The sequence below is a fragment of the Marinoscillum pacificum genome, assembly GCF_024714495.1.
In the GTDB taxonomy this organism is placed as follows: domain Bacteria; phylum Bacteroidota; class Bacteroidia; order Cytophagales; family Cyclobacteriaceae; genus Marinoscillum; species Marinoscillum pacificum.
The window spans coordinates 17,448-40,126 of record NZ_JAMZMJ010000012.1; the positions used below are offsets into that span (position 1 = coordinate 17,448).

Here is a 22,679-nt window from a genome sequence, read left to right on the forward strand (position 1 = left end):
GTCTATTTTTTGATTTTTGGAACGATCTTAGGTTTAACACTTTTTGGTTTGACGATAGTCTTTTCTTCTGGCTCCTTCTCCAATTTAAATTTTCTTCGAAGCTTATTAAGTAAAAACAGCTTCTGAGCGGTAAAACTATCTGGATGCATTTGAGAGAACTGCAAGTTGAACTCCTTGTACTTCTCAGGCTCCGCTTTTTTCAGCAGATCCGGATCTATTTTTTTGGTTATCAGGTAGGTTCTCAAATTCATCAGAACAAAGTTATAAGGAATGAAGATTATAAGTTGTGAGAAAAATCAAATTACTACTTTTGCAGCCACAAACGACATTACCCCATGGATAAAATATTAGTCATCGGTGCATGCGGCCAACTCGGTACGGAGTTAACCTTAAAGCTGCGCGAACTGTTTGGTACGGAGAACGTCATTGCGTCTGATCTTCGTGAAGCAGCAGACTTGATAAAAGACGGGCCTTTTGAGTCACTTGACGTGATGAATAAAGAGGCTTTAGATGCTTTAATTGCCAAGCATCAAATCACACAGATTTACCATTTAGCAGCCATACTTTCAGCCAAAGGTGAGCAAAACCCCAAGTTTGCCTGGGATCTGAATATGACCAGTTTGCTGAATGTTTTGGAAGCAGGGAAAAATGGTGTGTCTAAGATTTATTGGCCATCATCGATAGCGGTTTTCGGGCCTGGTACACCAAAGACAAAGACTCCACAAAACACAGTAATGGATCCAAATACGGTTTACGGAATTAGTAAACTAGCAGGAGAAAGATGGTGTGAGTGGTATCATCAGAAACATGGAGTAGACGTAAGATCTATTCGTTACCCTGGCTTGATTGGGTATAAGGCTCAGCCTGGAGGAGGTACTACAGATTATGCCGTGGATATCTTCTGGAAGGCTATTTTGGAAGGAAATTATGATTGTTTCTTGAAGGAAGACTCATTGCTCCCTATGATGTACATGGACGATGCTGTCAAAGCTACTATAGATATCATGCAAGCAGATGCTCAGCAGGTTAAAGTACGTTCTAGCTATAACGTTTCTGCGATTAGTTTCTCTCCAGCGATGATTTATGATGAAATTGTCAAGAGATATCCTGATTTCAAAATCAATTACGCTCCTGATTTCAGACAGCAAATTGCGGATAGCTGGCCAAATAGCATTGATGATACAGAAGCAAGAAGTGACTGGCAATGGAAGCCAGATTTTGATTTGAAAAAAATGGTTGACACCATGTTGGATAATTTGGAGTCCATCCTGGTGACTGCCAAATAAAATGTAACGAAATAGGCTTAATGGCAAATTTGTTATCAAATGAATATAGTCATTAGGCCTTATCTCTGAAAATATTTGAATTAATCTTAAATTTGGTTTTTCTTTCGAGTTCATTTGAAATCCAACTTTATGGCTGACTTGCAGAATCTCTCTTTATCTACTGAAGGTAGTATTCTTACGATTACCATCAATAGAGAGTCCAAACTCAATGCGCTAAATACTGAAACCCTTGCTGAATTGAAAGAAGTCTTTCAGTCTGTATATGACGACAAGGACATCAAAGGTGTGATTATCACCGGAGCAGGTGAAAAGGCATTCGTAGCAGGAGCAGATATTTCACAATTCTCGGAGTTGAATGAAATGAACGCAAGAAAGTTTGCGGAAGCAGGTCAGGAAGTATTTCAGTTGATCGAAAACTGTCATACTCCAGTTGTAGCAGTAGTGAATGGCTTTGCATTGGGCGGAGGATGTGAATTGGCTATGGGCTGTCACATCAGAGTGGCTAGTGCTAATGCTCGTTTTGGTCAGCCGGAAGTTAATCTTGGAATCATCCCGGGATACGGCGGAACGCAAAGATTGACTCAATTGATTGGTAAAGGAAGAGCATTTGAGTTCCTGATGACAGGAGATATGATGGATTCCTCTACTGCATTGAACTATGGTTTGGTCAATTATGTAGAAGCAGATAAAGCTGCTGCTGTTGAAAAAGCCAAAGAGATTTTAGGTAAAATTACTGCCAAAGCTCCAATTGCAATTGGGCTGGTAGTAGACTGTGTGAATGCAGTATTTAATCATGATGAAAATGGCTATCAAACGGAGGCCAATGCATTTGCGACATGTTGCGGAACGGATGACTTCAAAGAAGGAGCTGCAGCATTCATGGAAAAAAGAACCCCTGAGTTTAAAGGAGAATAAGTGAGCCAACTTCGGCAGCTTGCTAGCCAAACGGTAATTTACGGAGCGAGTAGCGTTTTGGGGCGGATTCTCAATTACGCTCTGGTACCACTATATACTAGTGTATTCGTTCCAGCAGAATATGGAATCGTAACGGAGCTATATGTATTCGTAGCGTTTCTTAATATTCTATATACTTATGGTTTCGAGACTACCTATTTCAGGTATGCGAGCAAATCCAATGAAGGAGTTGACTATTTTCAGATAGCACAAACTTCCCTACTCATTACTTCCCTATTGTTTAGTTGCATCATCATGCTATCCTCCACCTGGATTGTAGAAGCACTCAATTATTCGGGAAAGGAAAAATATGTCATTTGGTTAGCGATTATATTGGCGATTGATGCCATTGTTGCGGTGCCATTTGCTCGTTTGCGACTAAAAGGAAAAGCCTTCTTTTTTGCCTCTCTTAAGCTGAGCAACATTCTTGTTAATATCGGACTGAACTGCTTCTTTTTATTGTTCTGTCCGTGGTGGTTGGAGAGCCACCCAGATTCCTTTGTTTCTGCTATCTATAATCCCAAAATGGGAGTGGGATATGTTTTTTTGTCCAATTTAGTTGCCAATGCTCTATACCTCATTCCACTTGGTCGGGATACTTTTTTTGTTCGACCGAAACTTGGAGAGGAGTGGAAAAAGATGCTCAAGTATGCCTGGCCACTGATGATTTTGGGTTTTGCTGGAGTGACAAATGAAATGCTTTCCAGAGTATTGTTGAAATATTTATTGCCCAATGATTTTTACGAAGGTTATTCGAATCTCCATATTTTAGGAGTGTTTGGGGCATGTTACAAGCTGTCGGTTTTTATGACTTTGGCGGTACAGGCGTTTCGTTATGCTTTTGAGCCGTTTTTCTTTTCGAAATCAGCTGATAAAAATTCACCGCAGTTATTTTCGGTAGTGATGCACGCTTTCATCATTTTTGGTGTGCTTGCCTGGATGGTTATTTCTTTATTCTTACCGATAATAGCTCCAATCTTTCTTCAAAATCCAGACTACTTAATGGGGCTTGATATTGTTCCGTGGTTGTTGTTCGGGGGCTTGTTGTTAGGAATTTATTTTAACTTATCCATCTGGTATAAACTAACTGATCAAACAAAATACGGAGCATGGATTTCTATAATGGGAGCGAGTATTACCATTGTAGCAAACGTCGTTATGATTCCTGTATTTGGATTTATGGGGAGTGCTTATGCAACGGTGCTGAGTTACTTGGCTATGGTGGCAGTGAGCTATCTATTAGGTCAGAAACATTACTATATACCTTATTTGACAGCAAAAGGCCTTTTTTACATGATCTTTGGTGGCGTTTCCATAACGGCTCTTTACATTTACGACTTCAATCAAACTTATAAATACATCTTTGCCTCTTGTTTGTTGATCACATTTCTAATATTGGTGTGGTTATTGGACTATCGTCGAGGTACTTTCAAAATCAAATAATCATATGAATCTAGTCATTCCTATGGCAGGTATGGGTAAGCGGTTGAGACCTCACACACTTACTGTACCAAAACCTCTGATTCCGATTGCAGGAAAGCCAATTGTACAGCGATTGGTTGAAGATATAGCTGAAGTTACTTCTGAGAAAATCGAAGAAATCGGTTTCGTAATTGGTGATTTTGGAGAAGAAGTAGTGAAGAGTCTGCATGAGATCGCTGAGTCTGTAGGAGCAAAAGCAAGAATCTTTTTTCAAGAGGAGGCATTGGGTACAGCTCATGCAGTGCATTGCGCTAGAGAAGTTTTGAAAGGAAAAGTAACTGTTGCTTTCTCTGATACTTTATTCAAAGCAGACTTTAAGCTAAACACTTCAGATGATGGAATTATTTGGGTAAAGAAAGTAGAGAATCCTAGTGCTTATGGTGTGGTTAATTTGGATGACAGAGGGATCATTACAGAGTTTGTAGAGAAACCTCAAACTCCGGTTTCTGATTTGGCTATCATTGGGATTTACTATTTCAAAGAAGGTGAGAAACTGAAAACTCAGCTCGATCACATCATTGATAACAACATCATGGCAAGTGGTGAATATCAATTGACAACTGCGTTAGAAAACTTAAAGCAAGAAGGTGTGAAATTCACTGCGGGTACAGTGAATGAATGGCTCGATTGTGGGAACAAAAATGTTACTGTTGAGTCTAATAGTAGATATTTAGGATTTATTGGTGAGAATTTAATTCATGAATCCGCGCAGATAGAAAATTCAACAATCATTCCACCGGTGTTTATTGGACAGGGAGTAATAGTGAAGGAGTCAGTTATTGGACCACATGTTTCCCTGGGGAAAGGATGTGAAGTTCAGGACAGCCGAATCAAAGACTCTCTCATTCAGAACGATACTAAGCTAAAAGGAGTTAATTTAACTAACTCCATGATAGGTAATCACGTTAAGATGGAGGCAAACCCAATGGATGTGAGTTTGGGGGATTATAGTGAATGGAAGAAATAAGTTTATGAGAGCATTTATTATTGGTGGATTGGTTTTGTTGAGTTTAGCCGCTTTTTCACAGAAGAAGAAAAAGGGAAGCTCAGACTTTTCTCCTATTGATGTGACGGAATTGTCGCCTGGGGAAAAGTTAAAAGCTGAAACCATCATAATTGATGCAGAGCGTGAACTTATACTGGAAAACTACTTCAAAGCACTTGAGCTTTTTAAGTCAGCACTAGAAATTACTCCAGATGATGCGGTAGTTAATTTCAAAATAGCAGAGATTCTGACCAAAAACGGAGATAACTCCGGAGCTCTGGTTTATGCAACCAAAGCTGCTGAATTAGATAAGACCAATAAATATTACCTGCTACTTGCTGCAGAAATTCATAAATCTCTTTCCAATTATAAGGAAGCCACTGCTATCTATCAACGAATGATTGATAATGTAGAGGGTACAGAAGAATATCTTTTTGACCTGGCAATCTTGTATCAGTTTCAAGGAGAAGATCAAAAGGCACTTGAAACTTATAGTAGAGCGGAAGCGGTCTTTGGTGTGAATGAAATTGTCCTAAGAGAGAAGCAAAAAATCTATCTAAAGAAGAAGGATTACGAAGGCTTGATGAAGGAGTGGGATAAGTTGATTGCCGAGCACCCGGGAGAAGATACTTATACTATTGAGTTAGCACAGTTTCTGATCACTCACAACATGATTGACGAGGCTAAGGAGCGATTGCAGCAGCTTCATAGTGGCCAGCAAAGAGATTTGCTAATGAGTCAGATCATGTTGACCGAGGGTAAAACTGGAGAGGCATTGGAATTAGCTTCCACCACCCTGGAATCTAAAGACATTGACTATGCATCCAAACTTCAAATCCTTAATAGTTTGTTGCAAAATGCACTGACAACAGAGGATTTTGATATGATCATGACGTTAACTGATGGGTTGGCGGATCAATATCCAGAGATTTATGAGGTTCAGGCATTTTCTGGGGATGTGATGTATCAATTGGAAAATCAGGAGAAAGCACTGGAGTACTATGTAAAGGCTGTGGAGGTAGACCCTGCCCATTTTGAGACCTGGCAAAATATACTTCAGATCGAAGCTAGCTTAAGTGACTTTGATGCGATGATCAAGCATTCTGAAAAGGCGATGGAATATTTTCCTAACCAGGGAGCTCTTTATTATTTCTGTGGTACTGGGTATCTAGTGAATAAGGAATACAAAAAGTCTATCCAGATTTTTGAACAAGGGAAACGCTATGTGACGAACAGTCAGTTGAAGTCTGTCTTTTATGGTCAAATGGGCGATGCGTACAACAGTTTGAAGCAATATCAGAAATCTTATGATTCGTATGAAAGCGCTTTAAAAGAGAATCCTACGAATGACCATGTGCTCAATAATTACAGCTTTTTCTTGAGTTTGAAAAAGGAAAAATTGGATAAAGCCATAGAGATGTCAACCAAGCTTGTGGAGCTACATCCGGATAATCCAACCTACCTTGATACGCACGGCTGGGTGCTGTATACTTTAGAGAAATACGATGAAGCCCTTGTATATTTAAGAAAAGCAGCAAATTTGCAGGAAGATGGCACAGTCATTGAGCACTATGGCGATGTGTTGTATAAGCTTGGCAAGGTTGATCAAGCAGTGGAACAGTGGAGAAGAGCAAGTTTATTAAATGATGCATCTGAACTTATTAATCAGAAAATTGAGCAGAAGAAACTTTTGGAATAAGCAGTTAACGATTGCTTTGTTGGCCTTACTAGTACTTAGTGGCTGTAACAAGAAATTTTCAGATATTTTTGATCGAGTTGGTAACCGCCTTGTTGTTGACGATGTGGAGTTTACCTATTTAACAGCTAAGGCTAAAGTTGACTTTGATTCTGATAAACAAAGTGTTTCAGGTACGGCCAACATGCGAATCCAAAAAGATAGTATTATTTGGGTGTCGTTATCTCCTGGATTAGGCTATGAAGCAGCTAGAATTCTGATTACCACAGATTCTGTTTTCATTCTAAACAAGCACGAGAAGACCTATATGGATTTCTCATTCCCTGAACTAAGTAAGAAGCTGGATTTTGACCTGAATTATTCATTGGTTGAATCTGTCATTATCGGCAACTTGATCTACCCTTATGTGCGTGAGCGTGTGGTAAAGTCAGGAGACATGTATACATACAGTCAGGTGCATAGCGCATTCCAGTTTGATAATTACATCGGTGCCAAAACCATGAAATTGGAAAAAGTGAATGTCAAAGACACTTTAACAAACAATACCGTTTCTGTAACTTACAGTGACTTCCAGCTGGTCAATGAAGAGGTTTTTCCATTTTTGATTAAGGCGGCACTCGAATATCAGAAGGAAGGCAAAAAGAAAACAACCATCGATTTGGAGTATAAGCAGGCAACAATTGAAGAGAAGCCTATTAAATTCCCGTTCAATGTTCCACAGAAATATGAGCATAAATAGACTGCTTTGCGTTTTATTTTGGAGTGTACTCATCCTGTCTGGAGGAAATGCTTTTGCTCAAAAGACTAAATCCCAATTAGAAAAAGAGAAACGAGAAAACCTGAGCAAAATCGCTGAAGCGGAGAAGATTCTTAGTGATACTGAGTCTGAGAAGAAGGCCACAATCGGACAGTTAAGAGCACTTAATCAACAAATTTCAGCAAGAGAAGGTTTGATCAATTCATTGAATCAGGAAATTGGATTGCTCGATGGGGAAATCGGTGATTTAAATATTATCGTTTCTGCACTCCAAAATGATTTGAAGAAGCTGAAAGAGGAATATGCTGCCATGATCTACAGCAGTTACAAAGCCAATCATGGTTTTTCACAGCTTACCTTCCTATTTTCTGCCAATACGTTCAATCAACTATTCATGAGATTGAAGTACCTGGAACAGTATTCAGATGCTCGGACATTGCAAGCGCAGCAAATAGAGGAAGTGTCTAAAGAATTGGATGGGCAGAGAAACGAAGTTCAGATCAAACGAGCTGAGCAGCAAACACTTTTGGACCAGCAATTGGCAGAAGCTAGAAAGCTCAATAAGCTAAAGTCGAAGCAAAGTGGTTTGGTGCAAGAATTGACCAAAAAAGAAAAAGAACTAAAGAAGGAATTAGCTGAACGAAAGCAAGCGCTTGATCGTTTAGATAAGCTCATAGCTGAAATTGTTCGTAAAGAGATAGAACGTTCCAAAACTTTGTCTTCTAAAGCATTGGCTGATGAAGAGGAACTTTCTACAACTTTTGAGCATATGAAAAACAAACTTTCCTGGCCTGTTGAGTCAGGTTTTGTGTCGTCAAAATTCGGTAAACAGCCACACCCTGTATTGAAAGGGATCACAGTTGATAATCGAGGAGTAGAGATACAAACAGGGAAGGATGCACAAGTGAAAAGTGTGCATCAGGGCAAGGTCATTACGGTGGCTTTTGCACCAGGTATGAACAACGTGGTGATGGTTCAGCACGGAGAATATTTTACCCTTTATGCTCGCTTAAAGGAGGTTCATGTAAAAAAGGGCAGCATTGTGGGTAAAGATGATTTAATTGGAACGGTTTATACAGATAATAGTGGAGTAACAGAAGTACATTTCGAGGTTTGGAAAAATTTTGCCAAGCTTGATCCGGAAAAGTGGCTTTCTCCAAAATGATTTTTTAGTAGGAACCTTTTATAGCTATCTTTGAATCAAATTAATATGAACGATATGAATACGGTGTTAGCATTTGGAATGCCAGGAGGTTGGGAACTGATTGTCATTATCTTGTTTGTTATCATATTCTTTGGCGCTAAGAAAATCCCTGAGATCGCAAGAGGTATGGGAAAAGGTATCCGTGAGTTTAAGGATGCTACCAAAGAGATTAAAAACGAAATTGACGAAGCTTCCGTCGATACTGGCGACTCGAAAAAGAAATAACACTTGCAAGCAAACTCTTCATTCTCTGAAATCCGAACAGGGCTGGAAAATGGGACGTTCTCTTGTGTGGATGTAGTTAAGCACTATTTATCAAACATCCAGGAGAAGAACCCAAAACTGAATGCATTGCTTTCAGTTTACGATGAAGAAGCCCTTTCCCAAGCTGAAATAGTAGATCAAAAGATCAAGAACGGTACCGCTGGTAAACTGGCGGGCATGATCGTTACCATCAAGGATGTTCTATGTTATAAGGATCATCCTTTGCAATGTGGTAGCAAGATTCTTGATGGATTTGAATCTCAGTTTACGGCAACGGCGGTTCAGCGATTGATAGATGAAGATGCAATCATCATAGGACGTAATAACTGTGATGAATTTGCGATGGGATCTTCCAATGAGAATTCGGCATTTTCACCTGTGATTAATGCAGATGGAGAAAACAGAGTGCCGGGAGGATCATCAGGTGGTTCAGCAGTAGCTGTTCAATCTGGAATGTGTACTGTTTCGTTAGGAACAGATACAGGAGGTTCCGTCAGACAACCAGCTTCTTTTTGTGGATTGGTAGGGTTAAAGCCTACCTACTCCAGAGTTTCTCGTCATGGATTGGCTGCATATGCCAGTACGTTTGACGTGATTGGTGTGTTTTCACATACTGCGGAAGATGCTGCTTTGGTTCTTGAGGTGATGGCTGGTGAAGACGAGTACGATAGTACGGTGTCTAGAGAGCCAGTTTTAGAGTATAGCAAAAACCTGTCTCAAGAAGGAACCAAAAAGATCGCGTACATTACTGAGACTGTTGATAATGACGCATTGAATGCTGAAGTAAAAGACAGTTTTGTATCTAAAATAGAGCAACTAAAAGCTCAGGGACATGAAGTAGAAGAGGTTTCTTTTCCACTGATGGAATATGCCCTTCCTACGTACTATATCTTAACTACCGCAGAGGCAAGTTCGAACTTGTCTAGATATGATGGAGTGAGATATGGATATAGAACACCAAATCCGAAAAATCTTGAAGAGATGTTCAAGAAAAGCCGTTCGGAAGGATTTGGTCCTGAGGTTGCTAAAAGAATCTTATTAGGAACAGCCGTATTGTCATCTAGTTATCATGATGCGTATTATCTGAAAGCACAGAAGGTTCGTCGCATGATTCAGGAGCAATTGAATGCTTTGCTGGAGCAATATGATTTTGTGGTGCTTCCAACGGCACCAACTACTGCTTTCGAATTGGGTTCGAAAACAGATTCGATGGAAATGTACCTGGCAGATTTATTTACGGTTCAGGCATCTGTTGCCGGAGTTCCTGCCGTATCTATTCCTATAGGAAGAGATTCTGATGGAATGTCAATAGGACTTCAGGTAATTACCAGAGCTTTTGAAGAGCACAAGTTGCTGGCATTTTCAAAGTATCTTTCGGATAATTAATAACATTCAAACTCGTTAGACTTTCATGAGACGATATATCGTAGGATTGCTTGTATGTGTGAGTTTTGTAGCATCAGGTCAGAGTTATTTTAAGTATGACCCAATTCCTGATGCTTCGTACGATGAGATTGAAGATCGACTATCATGTATCGAAAATGAGGTGCCGCTGCACTTCAATGAAAAAGTCAAAGGGTTTATTGATTATTTCACTATTAGAGACAGGCCGTATACTCGAGATGTATTGAGTAAAGTGGATCTGTTTTTCCCAATTTTTGAGGAGGCGCTGGAGCGCTATGGACTCCCTGAAGAATTAAAATATTTATCCATTGTAGAGTCAGGCTTAAGACCAAATGCCATCTCCAGAGCTAATGCTGTTGGATTATGGCAGTTCATGTCGGCAACGGGAAGAATGTACGGTTTGCACAATGACTGGTACCTGGATGATCGAATGGATCCGTATGCGTCGAGTGATGCTGCTGCCAGACACCTAAGAGATTTGTACAGCATGTTTGATGACTGGGAGCTTGCTTTGGCGGCTTACAATTGCGGTCCGGGAAACGTACGTAAGGCCATCAGAAGAAGTGGTTATCAAAAAGAATTCTGGCAGATTTATAATTATCTGCCAAGAGAAACCAGGTCATATGTGCCTCAGTATGTTGCGGTTCTATACACGATGAACTATGCTGCTGAGCATAACTTGTTCCCTGAAAGTAGTCATTTGCTGCCAGCATATGACACGGTGATGGTAAGTCAATATTTTCACCTGGAGACTTTCGCTAATCAATTGAATGTATGTTTGGATGACTTATTGGATTTGAACCCAAATATTAAAAGAGGTGCGATTCCGGAAGGAACGAAAGATTTTGCATTAAAAATCCCTTCAGACTTAAAGCCGTTCGTGGCTCAGAATAGAAGTATTTTATATGATACTGCCGGTAAGGTGGGTAGAGAACACCTTGATTATTTAGCAAGAAACACTCCTGGAAGCACGTATGGCCGTGTACGTCAGGTTTACAGAGTAAGAAGTGGTGATGTGTTGGGTACTATTGCTCAGCGGTACCATGTGAGAGTGTCAGATCTTAGATCATGGAACAATATTTCTGGAAACATGATTCGTGTTGGACAGAATCTCAATATTTGGGTAATGCCTACTTACAACAGCTCTACTAAGGACTTGTATACAACCACCTCTGCAAGAGATGTCAATACGGTAGTGCCTCAAGCCGGGCAGAAAGTTCATTATGTTCAGCCTGGGGATACCTTATGGGAAATTGCCAAAAAGGCGGACGTTTCAATTGAGAAATTGAAGTCAATGAACAACTTAAAAGGCAATACCATCCAGCCAGGACAACAACTTATCATATCTTCCAAGTAAATTCGTTGGTTATAATAGCATCATTGTTAACCTTTACAATAGATCAAAACCCGAATTACTATGAAAACCATTCTTCCTGCAGTTTTTCTGCTTGGCCTGACCTTATTTAGCTGCGGTACCAAGACAGGAGAAAAAATCAAACAGGACTTTATGCCTGTCGCTCGAGGCGAAAATGATGAAATTATTCTAGTTGTAGATTCTGCTCAATGGGCTGGTGAAATTGGTGATGAGTTGAAAGAAACCTATCAGCAATACATGCTCTTGTTGCCACAGGACGAATATGAGTTTTCTGTCAATAAAGTCAATCCAAGAAAATTAAATGATGTATTCCGTCATGCGAAAAACATGATTTTCGTAATGACTTTGGATTCCAGAACTGGAGAAAGTGCGAGTATCAGAGAGAACTTTACCGATAATTCTCTTAAAATGATTCAGCGCGATAGTTCACTGTTCTATACTGTTCGTCGTGATGAATGGGCCAAAGGCCAAATCGTTTTGTACCTGTTTGCTCAAGATGAAGCAACTCTTGCTCAGAAAATTGGAGACAATAGAGCTTCTTTGAAGAGTCTTTTTGCTTCAGCGGTTCGTGAACGGACTAGAGACGAAATCTTAGCGAAGCCTGAAAAAGCAGCAGTTGATGCGATCAAAGAAACTCATGACTATAGTATTGAAGTGCCATTTGGGTATGATATAGCGAAAAATGAACCAGATTTCCTTTGGATCCGCAAATTAAACTCACAATCGGAATGGAATGTGTTCGTTCATGAAGGGACTTATAACGATCGTTCAGTATTCAACAAAGTGGATGTTTATAGAGATTCTATCACATCCAATTACCTAAGAGATGGTGAAAAACCCGAGATTTTCATCAAAAGACAGCCTCAGGTTCCTGTCCTGACTAACCGGGTTTCCTTCAAAGGAATGTTCGCTGTAGAATCTCGTGGATTATGGAAAGTGAGTGATAGTTCTGGGGGAGGACCTTATGTGAGTTACACATTTGTCAATGAAGAGACTCAAAAAATCTATTATATCGAAGGGTATGTTTACTCCCCAGCGACCAAAAAGAAGCATTTGATAAGAGAAGTGGAGGCAATACTTTCTACTTTTGAGCTGGAAAAGCCAACAGAGGCTAACCCTTCATAACCCAAACAAGAACTAACCTAAACCTATAATGGGCGCTAAAATTAGAAAGAAAGAGGCCTTAGACTTCCATGAAGTTAAGCCAGCAGGGAAGATAGAAGTTACCCCAACCAAACCACTTAGCAGCCAGCACGACCTTGCACTTGCCTATTCTCCAGGAGTGGCAGAACCATGTAAAGAAATTGCTGAAGATAAAGAGAAAGTATACCGATATACTGCGAAAGGAAACCTTGTAGGAGTAATTTCCAATGGTACTGCGGTATTGGGACTTGGAAATATTGGGCCGGAAGCATCTAAGCCCGTGATGGAAGGAAAAGGCGTTCTTTTCAAGAAATTCGCTGGTATAGATGTATTTGATATTGAAATCAATGAAACAGATCCAGATAAATTCATAGAGATCGTTAAAAGTCTGGAGCCAACATTCGGTGGTATCAACTTGGAGGATATCAAAGCGCCAGAGAGTTTCAAGATAGAACAGGAGCTTAGGGATAAAATGAATATCCCGGTAATGCACGATGATCAGCATGGTACTGCGATCATTTCATCTGCAGCATTGATCAATGCACTAGAAATCAATGGTAAAAAAATTGATGAAATCACGATCGTTGTAAGTGGTGCTGGTGCTGCTGCAATCGCATGTACGGATTTGTATGTATCTCTAGGTGCCAAGGCTGAAAATGTTGTCATGACTGACAGTAAGGGAGTCGTGAAGAAATCCAGAACGAATCTGGATGAAACAAAGGCTCGTTATGCTACACATCGCGAAGAGTTAGATACTTTGGAAGACGCATTAGTTGGTGCGGATGTATTCCTGGGATTGTCAATAGGAAATATTCTGAAGCCGGCCACTTTGAAAAAGATGGCTAAAGATCCTATCGTTTTCGCGTTATCAAATCCAGATCCTGAGATTGCCTATGATTTGGCAATGAAGACTCGTGATGACATCATCATGGCTACAGGTAGGTCAGATCATCCTAACCAGGTGAATAACGTTTTAGGTTTCCCTTACATCTTTAGAGGAGCCCTGGATGTACGTGCTACAGCCATCAACGAAGAAATGAAATTGGCTGCCGTGAAAGCGATTGCCGAATTGGCCAAAGAAGCAGTACCAGAAATGGTATTGAAGGCTTATGGTCAGAATAATATCAAATTTGGTCCGGAATATCTGATTCCAAAACCATTGGATCCACGATTGATTACAGCGATTTCTCCAGCTGTTGCTAAAGCAGCAATTGAGACAGGAGTAGCTCGAATCGAAATCAAAGACTGGGCTAAGTATGAGTTAGAACTTCAGGAAAGAATCGGAATCGATCAGCGATTGATTTCAAGAATCATCACCAGAGCAAGAAGACATCCTAAGCGCGTTGTTTTTGCTGAGTCTGATGATGTTAACATCTTGAAAGCGGCTCAAATGTCGTATGACGAAGGAGTGGCTATTCCTATTTTGCTTGGAAACGTTGCGAAAATTCGAAAGCTCATTGCTGACAATGAATTAGATGGTCTGAATGACTGTCAAATCATTGATCCTTACATGGAGGAAGAAAAAGTTGAAGAGTTTGCACTTGCGTTTTTCGAGAAAAGGCAGCGCAAAGGAATGACTTTGAAAGGTGCTCGTAAGTCAATGACCAGAAGTAGAAATCATTTTGGCTGTATGATGGTCGAGAAAGGTGAAGCTGATGCATTCATTTCTGGTCTTTCAAATGATTATCCAAAAACAATTTTACCAGCACTTCAAATTATTGGAGTAGAGCCAGGAGTTAATCGAGTTGCTGGAATGTATATCATTAGTAATTCGAAAGGTAATTTCTTCTTCTCTGATACGACTGTGAATTTAAATCCTAACGCTGAGGAGCTGGTAGATATAATTGGCTTGACTTCTCGTGTGGTTAGATTCTTTGATACCGAGCCGAGAATAGCGATGCTTTCTTACTCCAACTTTGGTTCTGCTAGAGGTGAGGTACCTGAAAAAGCGGCTAAAGCGGTGAAACTTGCCAAGCAAAAATGGCCAGATTTAGTGATCGATGGAGACATCCAAGCCAATACCGCTTTGAATAAAGAATTGCTTCAAGAAAATTATCCTTTTAGTGAATTAGCGAAAAATCCAGCAAATACGCTTATTTTTCCAGATCTTGCTTCAGGTAATATTGCTTATAAGTTGTTGATGGAGTTAGGTAGTGCTGAGGCAATCGGCCCAATCCTAATGGGAATGAACAAATCTGTCCATGTATTGCAGGTGGGTAGTACGGTTCGTGATATCTTCAACATGGTAGCAATAGCTGTGGTAGATGCACAGTTAAACGAAAAGCGAGAAAAGAGTCAAAAAGCATGATTAATTACTTAGAGGGCAAGCTCGTTGTAAAGGATCCAACTTATGTTGTGGTCGATATCAACGGGATTGGATACGAAGCTAAAATCAGTTTGATTACTTATTCAGCGATCAAAAATCTTGATGCTGGAAAAATATACACGCATCTTCACATTAAGGAAGATGCGCATACGTTATATGGTTTTGCCGAGGAATCTGAAAAGAGAAGATTCCTCGACTTAATCAGTATTTCAGGAGTAGGGCCCAGTACTGGCTTGATGATTTTATCTTCTTTATCTCCTGAAGAATTGCAGCAGGCAATATTGAGCGATGATGTCAAAACCATTCAAGGAGTGAAAGGGATTGGCTTGAAAGGTGCTCAACGAATTGTATTGGAGTTGAAGGATAAAATGAAAAAAGAAGGTCTGTTAGAAAAAGCAGGCGAATTAATCCCATCTTCTCACAATACTCTAAGAAGTGAGGCGTTATCCGCTCTGACAACTTTGGGAATTGCCAAACCTGCTGCCGAAAAAAGTATCGACATTATTTTGAAACAACATGGGCAGCAAATTAAACTTGAGGAGCTGATCAAATTAGCACTGAAGAGGGCCTAACTTAATTTTTTGCTTGGAGAGGAAGTCGTACATACAGCTGCTTGTGAGTGTGGTGTTTTTGTGTTTCTGTTCTACAGAACTAGAGGCAAAAAAACGCCTGTTTGCTGCTACACTAGTGTTTCAGCAAGAGCAAATTCCGCAGGACACTGTGAAGACGGATACTATTCCTCCTTACGCTCCTAGTAAGAAGTCTACGTATGAACCGTCCTATAGGTTCGGAGATCCTTTCTCAAATCGTATGAGCCCAACTCCGCTACAGCTAGCGGATCCATCATCTATAGATCTGGAAGTGGAATATGATTCATCGATCAACTACTCTGTATATGAGCGAATAGGCGATGTGAATTTCCGACCAGTGACTACCATGAGTTTTGAAGAGTATGATCGATACAATGATCAGCAGATTCAAAAAGATTACTTCAAACAAAAGTCTGCGGGACTAGATGGTGAAAGTGCTGTAAGTGGTAGAAGCTTGATTCCTCGTCTGTATATAAGTCCTGTGTTTGATAGGTTGTTTGGAGGTAGTTATGTAGACATTCAGCCAAATGGGTTTGTGAACCTCGATTTTGGAGGTCGATTCCAGCGTGTAGATAATCCTTCTATCCCGAGACGTCAGCAACGGAACGGTGGTTTTAACTTCAATCAACAAATCTCTCTAAACCTGGTAGGAAAGATTGGGGAGAAACTCCAGGTTACTGCCAACTTTGATAACAACAATACTTTCGACTTTCAAAACAACCTGAAGGTAGAGTATACGGGATACGAGGAAGATATTGTTAAGAAAATAGAGATTGGTAATGTGAGCATGCCTGTAACCAATAGTTTGATGACAGGAGCACAATCACTGTTCGGAGTGAAGACGCAATTGCAGTTTGGAAAGTTATTCTTAACTGGAGTAGTGTCTCGTCAGCAAGGTAAAAGTGATGTGTTGACTATTCCAGGAGATGGAGGAGGAGCACAGCAGAGTGAATTTTCAGTAAGGGCTTCTGATTATGACGACAACAGACACTTCTTCTTAGGGCATTTCTTTAGAGACAACTACGAGTACTGGCATAGAAACTTACCACAGATTGTATCAGGTGTTAACATCACACGAATTGAAGTGTATGTCTCAAATAGAAGTAACGACACCAAATCTACTCGAGAGGTTCTTGCTTTGATGGACTTAGGTGAGGGTGATAACTCTCATATTTACTCTGACCGTGTAAACGCTGCAAGCGGTCAGCAGGCTGGAAATCCAACACAAAACACTGCTAATAATTTGTATAGTGATGTATTGAATACCGGAGGATTTCGAAATAGTAATGATGTTTCTAAGATTTTGGAAAATCAATTCGATTTTACAAATACAGTAGATTTTGAAAGAATTAGTCCGGCGAGAAAATTAGACGATAATGAATATGAATTGAATTCAGAGTTGGGTTATATCACTCTTCTCCGTCCATTAGCTAATAATGAAGTGCTGTCGGTATCTTATGAATATACCTATAACGGTCGAGTGTATCAGGTGGGTGAATTGACAGATGACTACTCTGGGCTCAGCGATGATCAGGTAATTGTTTTCAAAATGTTGAAGCCTTCAAGAGTGAATGTGGAAGTGCCAACGTGGGATTTGATGATGAAAAACATTTATCCAATCACGAATGGAAGAGCGGTAACCAAGGACGGATTCCAATTGAGAATTCAATATCGCGATGATGCTACTGGTATAGATAATCCGTCACTTCATGAAGGTAGAAATACGAAGGACATTCCATTGATTGAGTTACTCGGACTTGATCAACTCAACCAAAACAATGACCGCTCCAAAGACGGAAACTTCGACTTTATTGATGGAGTAACAGTAGATATAGATAGAGGAAATGTGATTTTTCCAGTTTTGGAGCCATTTGGATCTACACTTGATGATCAGTTCACTGATTCTGAAAATACCCTGAAAGAAAAGTATGTATTCGAAGAGCTGTATACGAAAACACAGGTCGAAGCTGAGCAGTTGGCCTCGTTGAATAAATTCTTCCTTGTAGGTAAGTACCGTTCATCAGGAGCATCCAGCTCAATCAGTTTGCCAGGTATTAATATCGCTGAGAATTCAGTAGTTGTCACCGCAGGTGGAACGTTGCTCACAGAAGGTTTAGATTATCGTGTAGATTATAATTTAGGAACTGTTACAATCACCAATGAGGAATGGTTGAAATCGGGAAAGGATATTAGTATTTCCTATGAAAAAGCAGATCTGTTCAATTTCCAATCGAGATGGCTGTACGGTGCTCGTGCCGATTATGTGATCAATGAAAATTTCAATATTGGAGCTACCATTCTTCACTTAAATGAACGGCCTGGAGGTGTGTCGAGGTACACCATTGGCGATGAGCCAACAAAGAATACCAAATACGGATTTGATGTGAACTTTCAGGATGAGGTTCCTTTCCTAACTAAGGCCATGGATTTCCTTCCATTGGTAAGTACCAAAGCACCATCGAGTATTTCTTTCAATGCCGAGTTTGCACAGATTGTTCCGGGTACTTCCAATCTTGTAGATGGAAAGGGAACATCTTACATTGATGACTTTGAAAGCGCTGCGACACCAATCAACTTGAGTGGAGCGACAGGTTGGAAATTGGGAACTACTCCATATACGGAGAATAACCGATTTGATTTATCTACTAGTGATAACCCACTTGGGTTTAACTATCGAAAAGCAAAGATTGCATGGTATTCGATTGATCCATCTGTATTTTATCAGGCTGGTCAAAGACGTCCTGATAATATTTCGGAAGAAGATCTTGATAACCACTATGTAAGACCAGTATTACCACAAGAAATATATCGTCAGCGAGATCGAAATGTTTACATCGTTCCCGAAACCATATTTGACGTAGCGTATTTCCCAAGTGAAAGAGGGCAGTATAACTACAATCCTGACCTGACAGAATTTGCTAATGCAGATGGTGAAGTTTATCCTGTAATGAATTCTCCAGAAAGAAACTATGGAGCTATATATAGAAACATTTCTACAGAGACCAACTTCGTTACCAATAACGTAGAATACCTTGAATTTTGGTTGTTGGATCCGTTCATTGATGATGGAAATGGTCGAGTTTTGGATGGATTGTACAACACAGAAAATACTACTGGAGGACAATTAATTTTCAACCTGGGAGATATCTCAGAAGATTTTAACAATGATGGGCGAAAGGCTTTTGAAAGTGGATATCCGTCCGATGGGGATATAAATAAAACAGTTACTAATGATTGGGGACGGGTTCCAGATGAACCATTCCTTACAAATAACTTCGAACAAACAGGCCGAGACAATCAAGATGTGGGATTTGATGGCTTGAAGGACGAGGATGAGCAGACATTCTTCAATGATTACTTCAGTGCTCTAAACTCTAATGGTGCACTTTCCCAAGATTCACGAAATGCTATTCTGAATGACCCTTCTGGAGATAACTTTAAATACTTCCTGGATACAGACTATGATACGAGGGACGCAAAAATTCTAGAGAGATACAAAGAATTCAATGGATTGGATGGTAACAGCCCGACGCAAAGTGGCAACAATGTGCAGTCCTATACCATCCTTCCAGATAATGAAGATTCCAATATTGATGGAAATTTTGTTACCACAGAAAGCTATAACGAGTATAAAATCGACCTGAAAAAGGATCAGTTAGATGTAGGTAGTAATTACATCGTAGACAAAATCCAAAGTGTTAACACCGAGGACTACTGGTACCTTTTCAGAATTCCTATCAAAACAGCAGGATCTCCTGTCAATGGCGGAATGGATATCAATACGGTTCGATCATTGAGAATGTATTTGACTGGATGGAGACAGCCAGTTGTATTGAGAATGTCAAAACTGCAGTTGGTTGGTTCTCAGTGGAGGAAATATGATGAGACTCCTTTGAATGAAATAGGCCTTAACGAAGTGCCGGAAACTTCTTATTCAGATTTCACCGTAGCTGTAGTTAACATCGAAGAAAACAGTGGTGGAGCAGATAAAATTCCTTACGTAGTTCCTCCGGGGATTAACAGAGATAGAGACAATACCACCATCATTAATCGTCAGCAAAATGAGCAATCGCTCCAGGTTTGTGTAGATGATTTGGCTGACAAGGATGCTCGCGCGGTTTTCAAAAACACTACCATTGACTTGATCAATTACGGAAGAATTCAGATGTTCTTCCACGCTGAAGAATATCAGGGAAAGACCTTGCAGGATGATGAGATGACTGCTTTCTTGAGAATCGGTACACAAGGAAATGATCAGTACTACGAAATAGAAGTTCCGCTTAAAGTCACTCCACAAACGGCAAATACTGCAGAGGAAATCTGGCCAGAACTGAATGAAATTGACCTTTCAATTGATGAGCTTTTAGGTATAAAGTCGGAACGGAATAGAGGAGGATTTAGTGAGACTACTGTTTACTCCACGCCTTCCAATGATGGACGTTACAAATTAAGCATCAAAGGAAATCCGGATATGAGCTCTATACAGACATTGATGATAGGGGTTAGAAACCCAGCAAGTGATGATGGAGCACCAAAGTCAGTTTGTATATGGGCGAACGAACTTCGAGTAACAGATTTTGATAAGAAAAGAGGTTGGGCAGGAAAGGCAAGGATGAGTGCCAAACTTGCTGATGTGGCCACAGTTTCAGCATCAACAAGCTATACATCGATTGGTTTTGGAGGCATACAGCAAACTATTCAGCAAAGAACCAGAGAAGAGACTACTCGATATGACGTAACTGCCAATGTGAACATCGACAAGTTCTTGTTCCCAGAAAAGACGGGATTGAAAGTGCCGATGTTGGTGAGTATGGAAAAAAGTCGAAGTATTCCTCAATACGATCCATTGGATCCGGATGTGCCATTAGAAGCGTCACTTGAAGCGATTGATTCACCAGAGGAGCGCGAAGCTTATCGACGAATTGTTGAAGATCGATCAGAGCGAAGAAGTATCAACTTTACCAATGTTCATAAAGAGAAAACCAATCCTGAAGCAAATGACCATTTCTTTGATGTAGAGAATCTCTCTTTATCCTACGCGTACTCAGATATTACCACGAGTAACGTGAATACAGAAACCTACCTTCAAAAAAGTGTCAGTGGAGGAGTAGCTTACAATTATTCTCCAAATCCTGTAATCATTGAACCGTTTGCCAAGTCTGAAGGATTCAAAAGTCCTTATTTGAAAATGATTAAAGACGCGAACCTCTCCCTATCGCCAAGTAGCATCGCAATACGAGCTGATCTGGCAAGGAATTTCCGAATGACAAGATATTATGAAGAGAATTTGGTTGCAGGAGACGAGTTCTATGAGCGCTTATTCACTTTCAATCGTAACTACGCCTTTAAGTGGAATATCTTCAAGTCACTGAGTATCGACTATTCAGCTAGAGCTAATGCGGTTATTGATGAGATAGAAGACGAGAATGGGCCAACATCTGACAACCCAATAGAGGGAGATCTGGACACTCAGGAAGAAATGCAGTATATATGGGGACAGATAAAGGATCTTGGTAGGATGAAAAACTTCACTCAGGACATTTCTGCAACTTATAAACTGCCATTCGATAAACTGCCATTGACAGACTGGTTAAGTGGGGATATTCGTTATTCTGTTGGATACAATTGGTTAGCAGGATCACTTGGGCAAAACGATGATTCAGGAGATTTCTTTGGGCATACCATTGATAACAGACGAGATCGTGGCTTGACTGGAAAAGTGGATATGGTGAAGCTTTACAATAAGGTAACCTTCTTAAAGAACATCAATCAACCAACACGCAAACGTTCCAAAGATGATGAAGAAAAGCAAGGGCCAAACTTAGGAAAGACATTTTTGCGAATGATGATGTCCCTTCGAAGTATTAATGTGACTTATAATATTCGAGAAACAACTTCCCTTGCCGGATTTACTCAAACACCATTCTTACTAGGTATGGATAGTAGCTGGAGTGCTCCGGGCTGGGGATTCATACTAGGAGAGCAGGATCCAGACATTAGAAATCGGGCTGCTGCCAATGGTTGGATCACACGAAGCCAGAGCTTAACAACACCATTCGTACAGAGCTACACTAATGATCTTTCTGTCCGAGCGAACATTGAACCTCTATCTGATTTTAAAATTCAGTTGGATGCGCAAAGAACCAACAATGCTACTTTCCAGACGCTATTCCGATTTGATACTACGGCAGCTAACCCTGGTTTCAATTCATTAACCCCATCAAGAAGCGGAAGCTATAACATGAGTTTTATCGCTATTAAAACGGCGTTTGATAAGAAAGGGAATAATAATAGTTCGGAGGCTTTTGATGACTTTGCATCCTACATTGATGTGATTCAAAGGAGACAAAATGCCACGGTCAATACTGCTGAGGGATTCTACGATACACTTTCTCAGGACGTATTAATTCCAGCCTTCATTGCGGCTTATACAGGCCAGTCGAGTGCAGAGGTTAATCTTTCACCATTCCCTAAAATTCCATTGCCAGGCTGGCGTGTTGATTATAATGGATTGTCTAAAATTCCTGCCCTTGCCGAAGTGTTCTCATCCATTACAGTTTCACATGGATATCGTGCTGCATACAATGTGAATAATTACAATTTCAATATAGAGAGGTATACCAATAACCCGAACAATGCTTTTGAAGTCACGCTCGATAACAATATCATCGATTACCCAACGGCTACCGTGGCCAATGACTCCAATAGGTTAGTTCCTGTTTATGTGATTTCGCAAGTGACACTTTCGGAGCAATTTGCACCGCTTTTAGGCATAAATGTGCGGACTAAAAACAACTTGACAACAAGACTTGAATACAAGAAAGACCGAAATCTTTCTCTCAATATGTCCAACGCTCAAGTAACTGAAACCGCAAGTAATGATTTTACGATGGACGTTGGGTTGACAAAAGATAAATTTAAGCTACCATTTAAAGTGAAGGGAAGGACAATCTCGCTAGACAATGCAGTGACCATGCGGGTAAGTTTGACTTTGAGAGATTCTGAAACTATCCAACGCAAGGTGGATGGCGAAAGTAAAATCACCAATGGTAATACCAATTTTCAGTTTAGGCCATCCATGACCTATAAACTCAACAACAGTCTTGACCTTACCATGTACTTCGAGCGTAGTGTCAATGAGCCAAAAGTAAGTTCCTTCAAAACAGCAACCACCGCTTTCGGAACGCAGTTAAGATTTAGTCTAGCTCAATAG

General features: G+C 40.3%; 15 protein-coding genes. 14 read left to right on the forward strand and 1 reads right to left on the reverse strand.

Features of this window, described 5'->3' with window-relative positions; all coding sequences use genetic code 11:
• Positions 1-2: 2 nt before the first annotated feature.
• Positions 3-251: a hypothetical protein gene (locus NXS00_RS20935; protein WP_258101371.1), complete on the reverse strand. Its 249-nt coding sequence runs from the start codon at positions 249-251 to the stop codon at positions 3-5.
• An 84-nt stretch (positions 252-335) separates the two neighbouring features.
• Here NXS00_RS20935 and NXS00_RS20940 point away from each other — a divergent pair, with 84 nt between their 5' ends.
• The 14 genes from NXS00_RS20940 (at position 336) to sov (ending at position 22,679) form a co-directional block, all read left to right on the forward strand.
• A complete protein-coding gene (locus NXS00_RS20940; RefSeq protein ID WP_258101229.1) occupies positions 336-1,286 on the forward strand; it encodes an NAD-dependent epimerase/dehydratase family protein in 951 nt (316 codons plus the stop codon).
• A gap of 129 nt (positions 1,287-1,415) precedes the next feature.
• Positions 1,416-2,201, forward strand: coding sequence for an enoyl-CoA hydratase-related protein (locus NXS00_RS20945; protein ID WP_258101230.1), 786 nt, complete (start codon positions 1,416-1,418; stop codon positions 2,199-2,201).
• A complete protein-coding gene (locus NXS00_RS20950) occupies positions 2,202-3,683 on the forward strand; it encodes an oligosaccharide flippase family protein (protein WP_258101231.1) in 1,482 nt (493 codons plus the stop codon). It abuts the gene before it with no gap.
• 4 nt (positions 3,684-3,687) lie between these two features.
• Entirely contained in the window at positions 3,688-4,689 is a 1,002-nt protein-coding gene (locus NXS00_RS20955) for a sugar phosphate nucleotidyltransferase (RefSeq protein ID WP_258101232.1), read from the forward strand.
• A 4-nt stretch (positions 4,690-4,693) separates the two neighbouring features.
• Positions 4,694-6,406, forward strand: coding sequence for a tetratricopeptide repeat protein (locus tag NXS00_RS20960; protein ID WP_258101233.1), 1,713 nt, complete (start codon positions 4,694-4,696; stop codon positions 6,404-6,406).
• Complete coding sequence (lolB1, locus tag NXS00_RS20965) at positions 6,381-7,142, forward strand: lipoprotein insertase outer membrane protein LolB1 (RefSeq protein ID WP_258101234.1); 762 nt, start codon at positions 6,381-6,383, stop codon at positions 7,140-7,142. The genes NXS00_RS20960 and lolB1 overlap by 26 nt, the downstream gene beginning before the upstream one ends.
• A complete protein-coding gene (locus NXS00_RS20970; protein ID WP_258101235.1) occupies positions 7,129-8,325 on the forward strand; it encodes a murein hydrolase activator EnvC family protein in 1,197 nt (398 codons plus the stop codon). Before lolB1 ends, NXS00_RS20970 begins: the two co-directional genes overlap by 14 nt.
• 45 nt (positions 8,326-8,370) lie before the next feature.
• Positions 8,371-8,589: a twin-arginine translocase TatA/TatE family subunit gene (gene tatA, locus NXS00_RS20975; RefSeq protein ID WP_373418675.1), complete on the forward strand. Its 219-nt coding sequence runs from the start codon at positions 8,371-8,373 to the stop codon at positions 8,587-8,589.
• Between the two features lie 3 nt (positions 8,590-8,592).
• Complete coding sequence (gatA, locus tag NXS00_RS20980; protein WP_258101236.1) at positions 8,593-10,014, forward strand: Asp-tRNA(Asn)/Glu-tRNA(Gln) amidotransferase subunit GatA; 1,422 nt, start codon at positions 8,593-8,595, stop codon at positions 10,012-10,014.
• A gap of 25 nt (positions 10,015-10,039) precedes the next feature.
• Positions 10,040-11,389 carry a lytic transglycosylase domain-containing protein gene (locus NXS00_RS20985; protein ID WP_258101237.1) on the forward strand — a complete coding sequence of 450 codons (1,350 nt, stop codon included), beginning with the start codon at positions 10,040-10,042 and terminating at the stop codon, positions 11,387-11,389.
• Positions 11,390-11,449: 60 nt separating this feature from the next.
• A complete protein-coding gene (locus NXS00_RS20990; protein ID WP_258101238.1) occupies positions 11,450-12,532 on the forward strand; it encodes a DUF4837 family protein in 1,083 nt (360 codons plus the stop codon).
• A 28-nt stretch (positions 12,533-12,560) separates the two neighbouring features.
• Positions 12,561-14,858, forward strand: a complete 2,298-nt coding sequence (locus tag NXS00_RS20995) for an NADP-dependent malic enzyme (RefSeq protein ID WP_258101239.1) — start codon at positions 12,561-12,563, stop codon at positions 14,856-14,858.
• On the forward strand, positions 14,855-15,448 hold the full coding sequence (ruvA, locus tag NXS00_RS21000) for a Holliday junction branch migration protein RuvA (protein ID WP_258101240.1): 594 nt from the start codon (positions 14,855-14,857) through the stop codon (positions 15,446-15,448). Before NXS00_RS20995 ends, ruvA begins: the two co-directional genes overlap by 4 nt.
• 13 nt (positions 15,449-15,461) lie before the next feature.
• Positions 15,462-22,679 (forward strand): T9SS outer membrane translocon Sov/SprA, encoded by a 7,218-nt coding sequence (sov, locus tag NXS00_RS21005; RefSeq protein ID WP_258101241.1) that lies wholly within the window; start codon positions 15,462-15,464, stop codon positions 22,677-22,679.

Bases quoted from the DNA above. Each gene is read 5' to 3' on its own strand.
- NXS00_RS20995 (WP_258101239.1), top strand. From the start codon at position 12,561: ATGGGCGCTAAAATTAGAAAGAAAGAGGCCTTAGACTTCCATGAAGTT.
- NXS00_RS20985 (WP_258101237.1), top strand. From the start codon at position 10,040: ATGAGACGATATATCGTAGGATTGCTTGTATGTGTGAGTTTTGTAGCA.
- NXS00_RS20970 (WP_258101235.1), top strand. From the start codon at position 7,129: ATGAGCATAAATAGACTGCTTTGCGTTTTATTTTGGAGTGTACTCATC.
- NXS00_RS20935 (WP_258101371.1), bottom strand. From the start codon at position 251: ATGAATTTGAGAACCTACCTGATAACCAAAAAAATAGATCCGGATCTG.
- NXS00_RS20990 (WP_258101238.1), top strand. From the start codon at position 11,450: ATGAAAACCATTCTTCCTGCAGTTTTTCTGCTTGGCCTGACCTTATTT.
- NXS00_RS20945 (WP_258101230.1), top strand. From the start codon at position 1,416: ATGGCTGACTTGCAGAATCTCTCTTTATCTACTGAAGGTAGTATTCTT.
- ruvA (WP_258101240.1), top strand. From the start codon at position 14,855: ATGATTAATTACTTAGAGGGCAAGCTCGTTGTAAAGGATCCAACTTAT.
- NXS00_RS20940 (WP_258101229.1), top strand. From the start codon at position 336: ATGGATAAAATATTAGTCATCGGTGCATGCGGCCAACTCGGTACGGAG.
- NXS00_RS20955 (WP_258101232.1), top strand. From the start codon at position 3,688: ATGAATCTAGTCATTCCTATGGCAGGTATGGGTAAGCGGTTGAGACCT.
- NXS00_RS20960 (WP_258101233.1), top strand. From the start codon at position 4,694: ATGAGAGCATTTATTATTGGTGGATTGGTTTTGTTGAGTTTAGCCGCT.
- tatA (WP_373418675.1), top strand. From the start codon at position 8,371: ATGAACGATATGAATACGGTGTTAGCATTTGGAATGCCAGGAGGTTGG.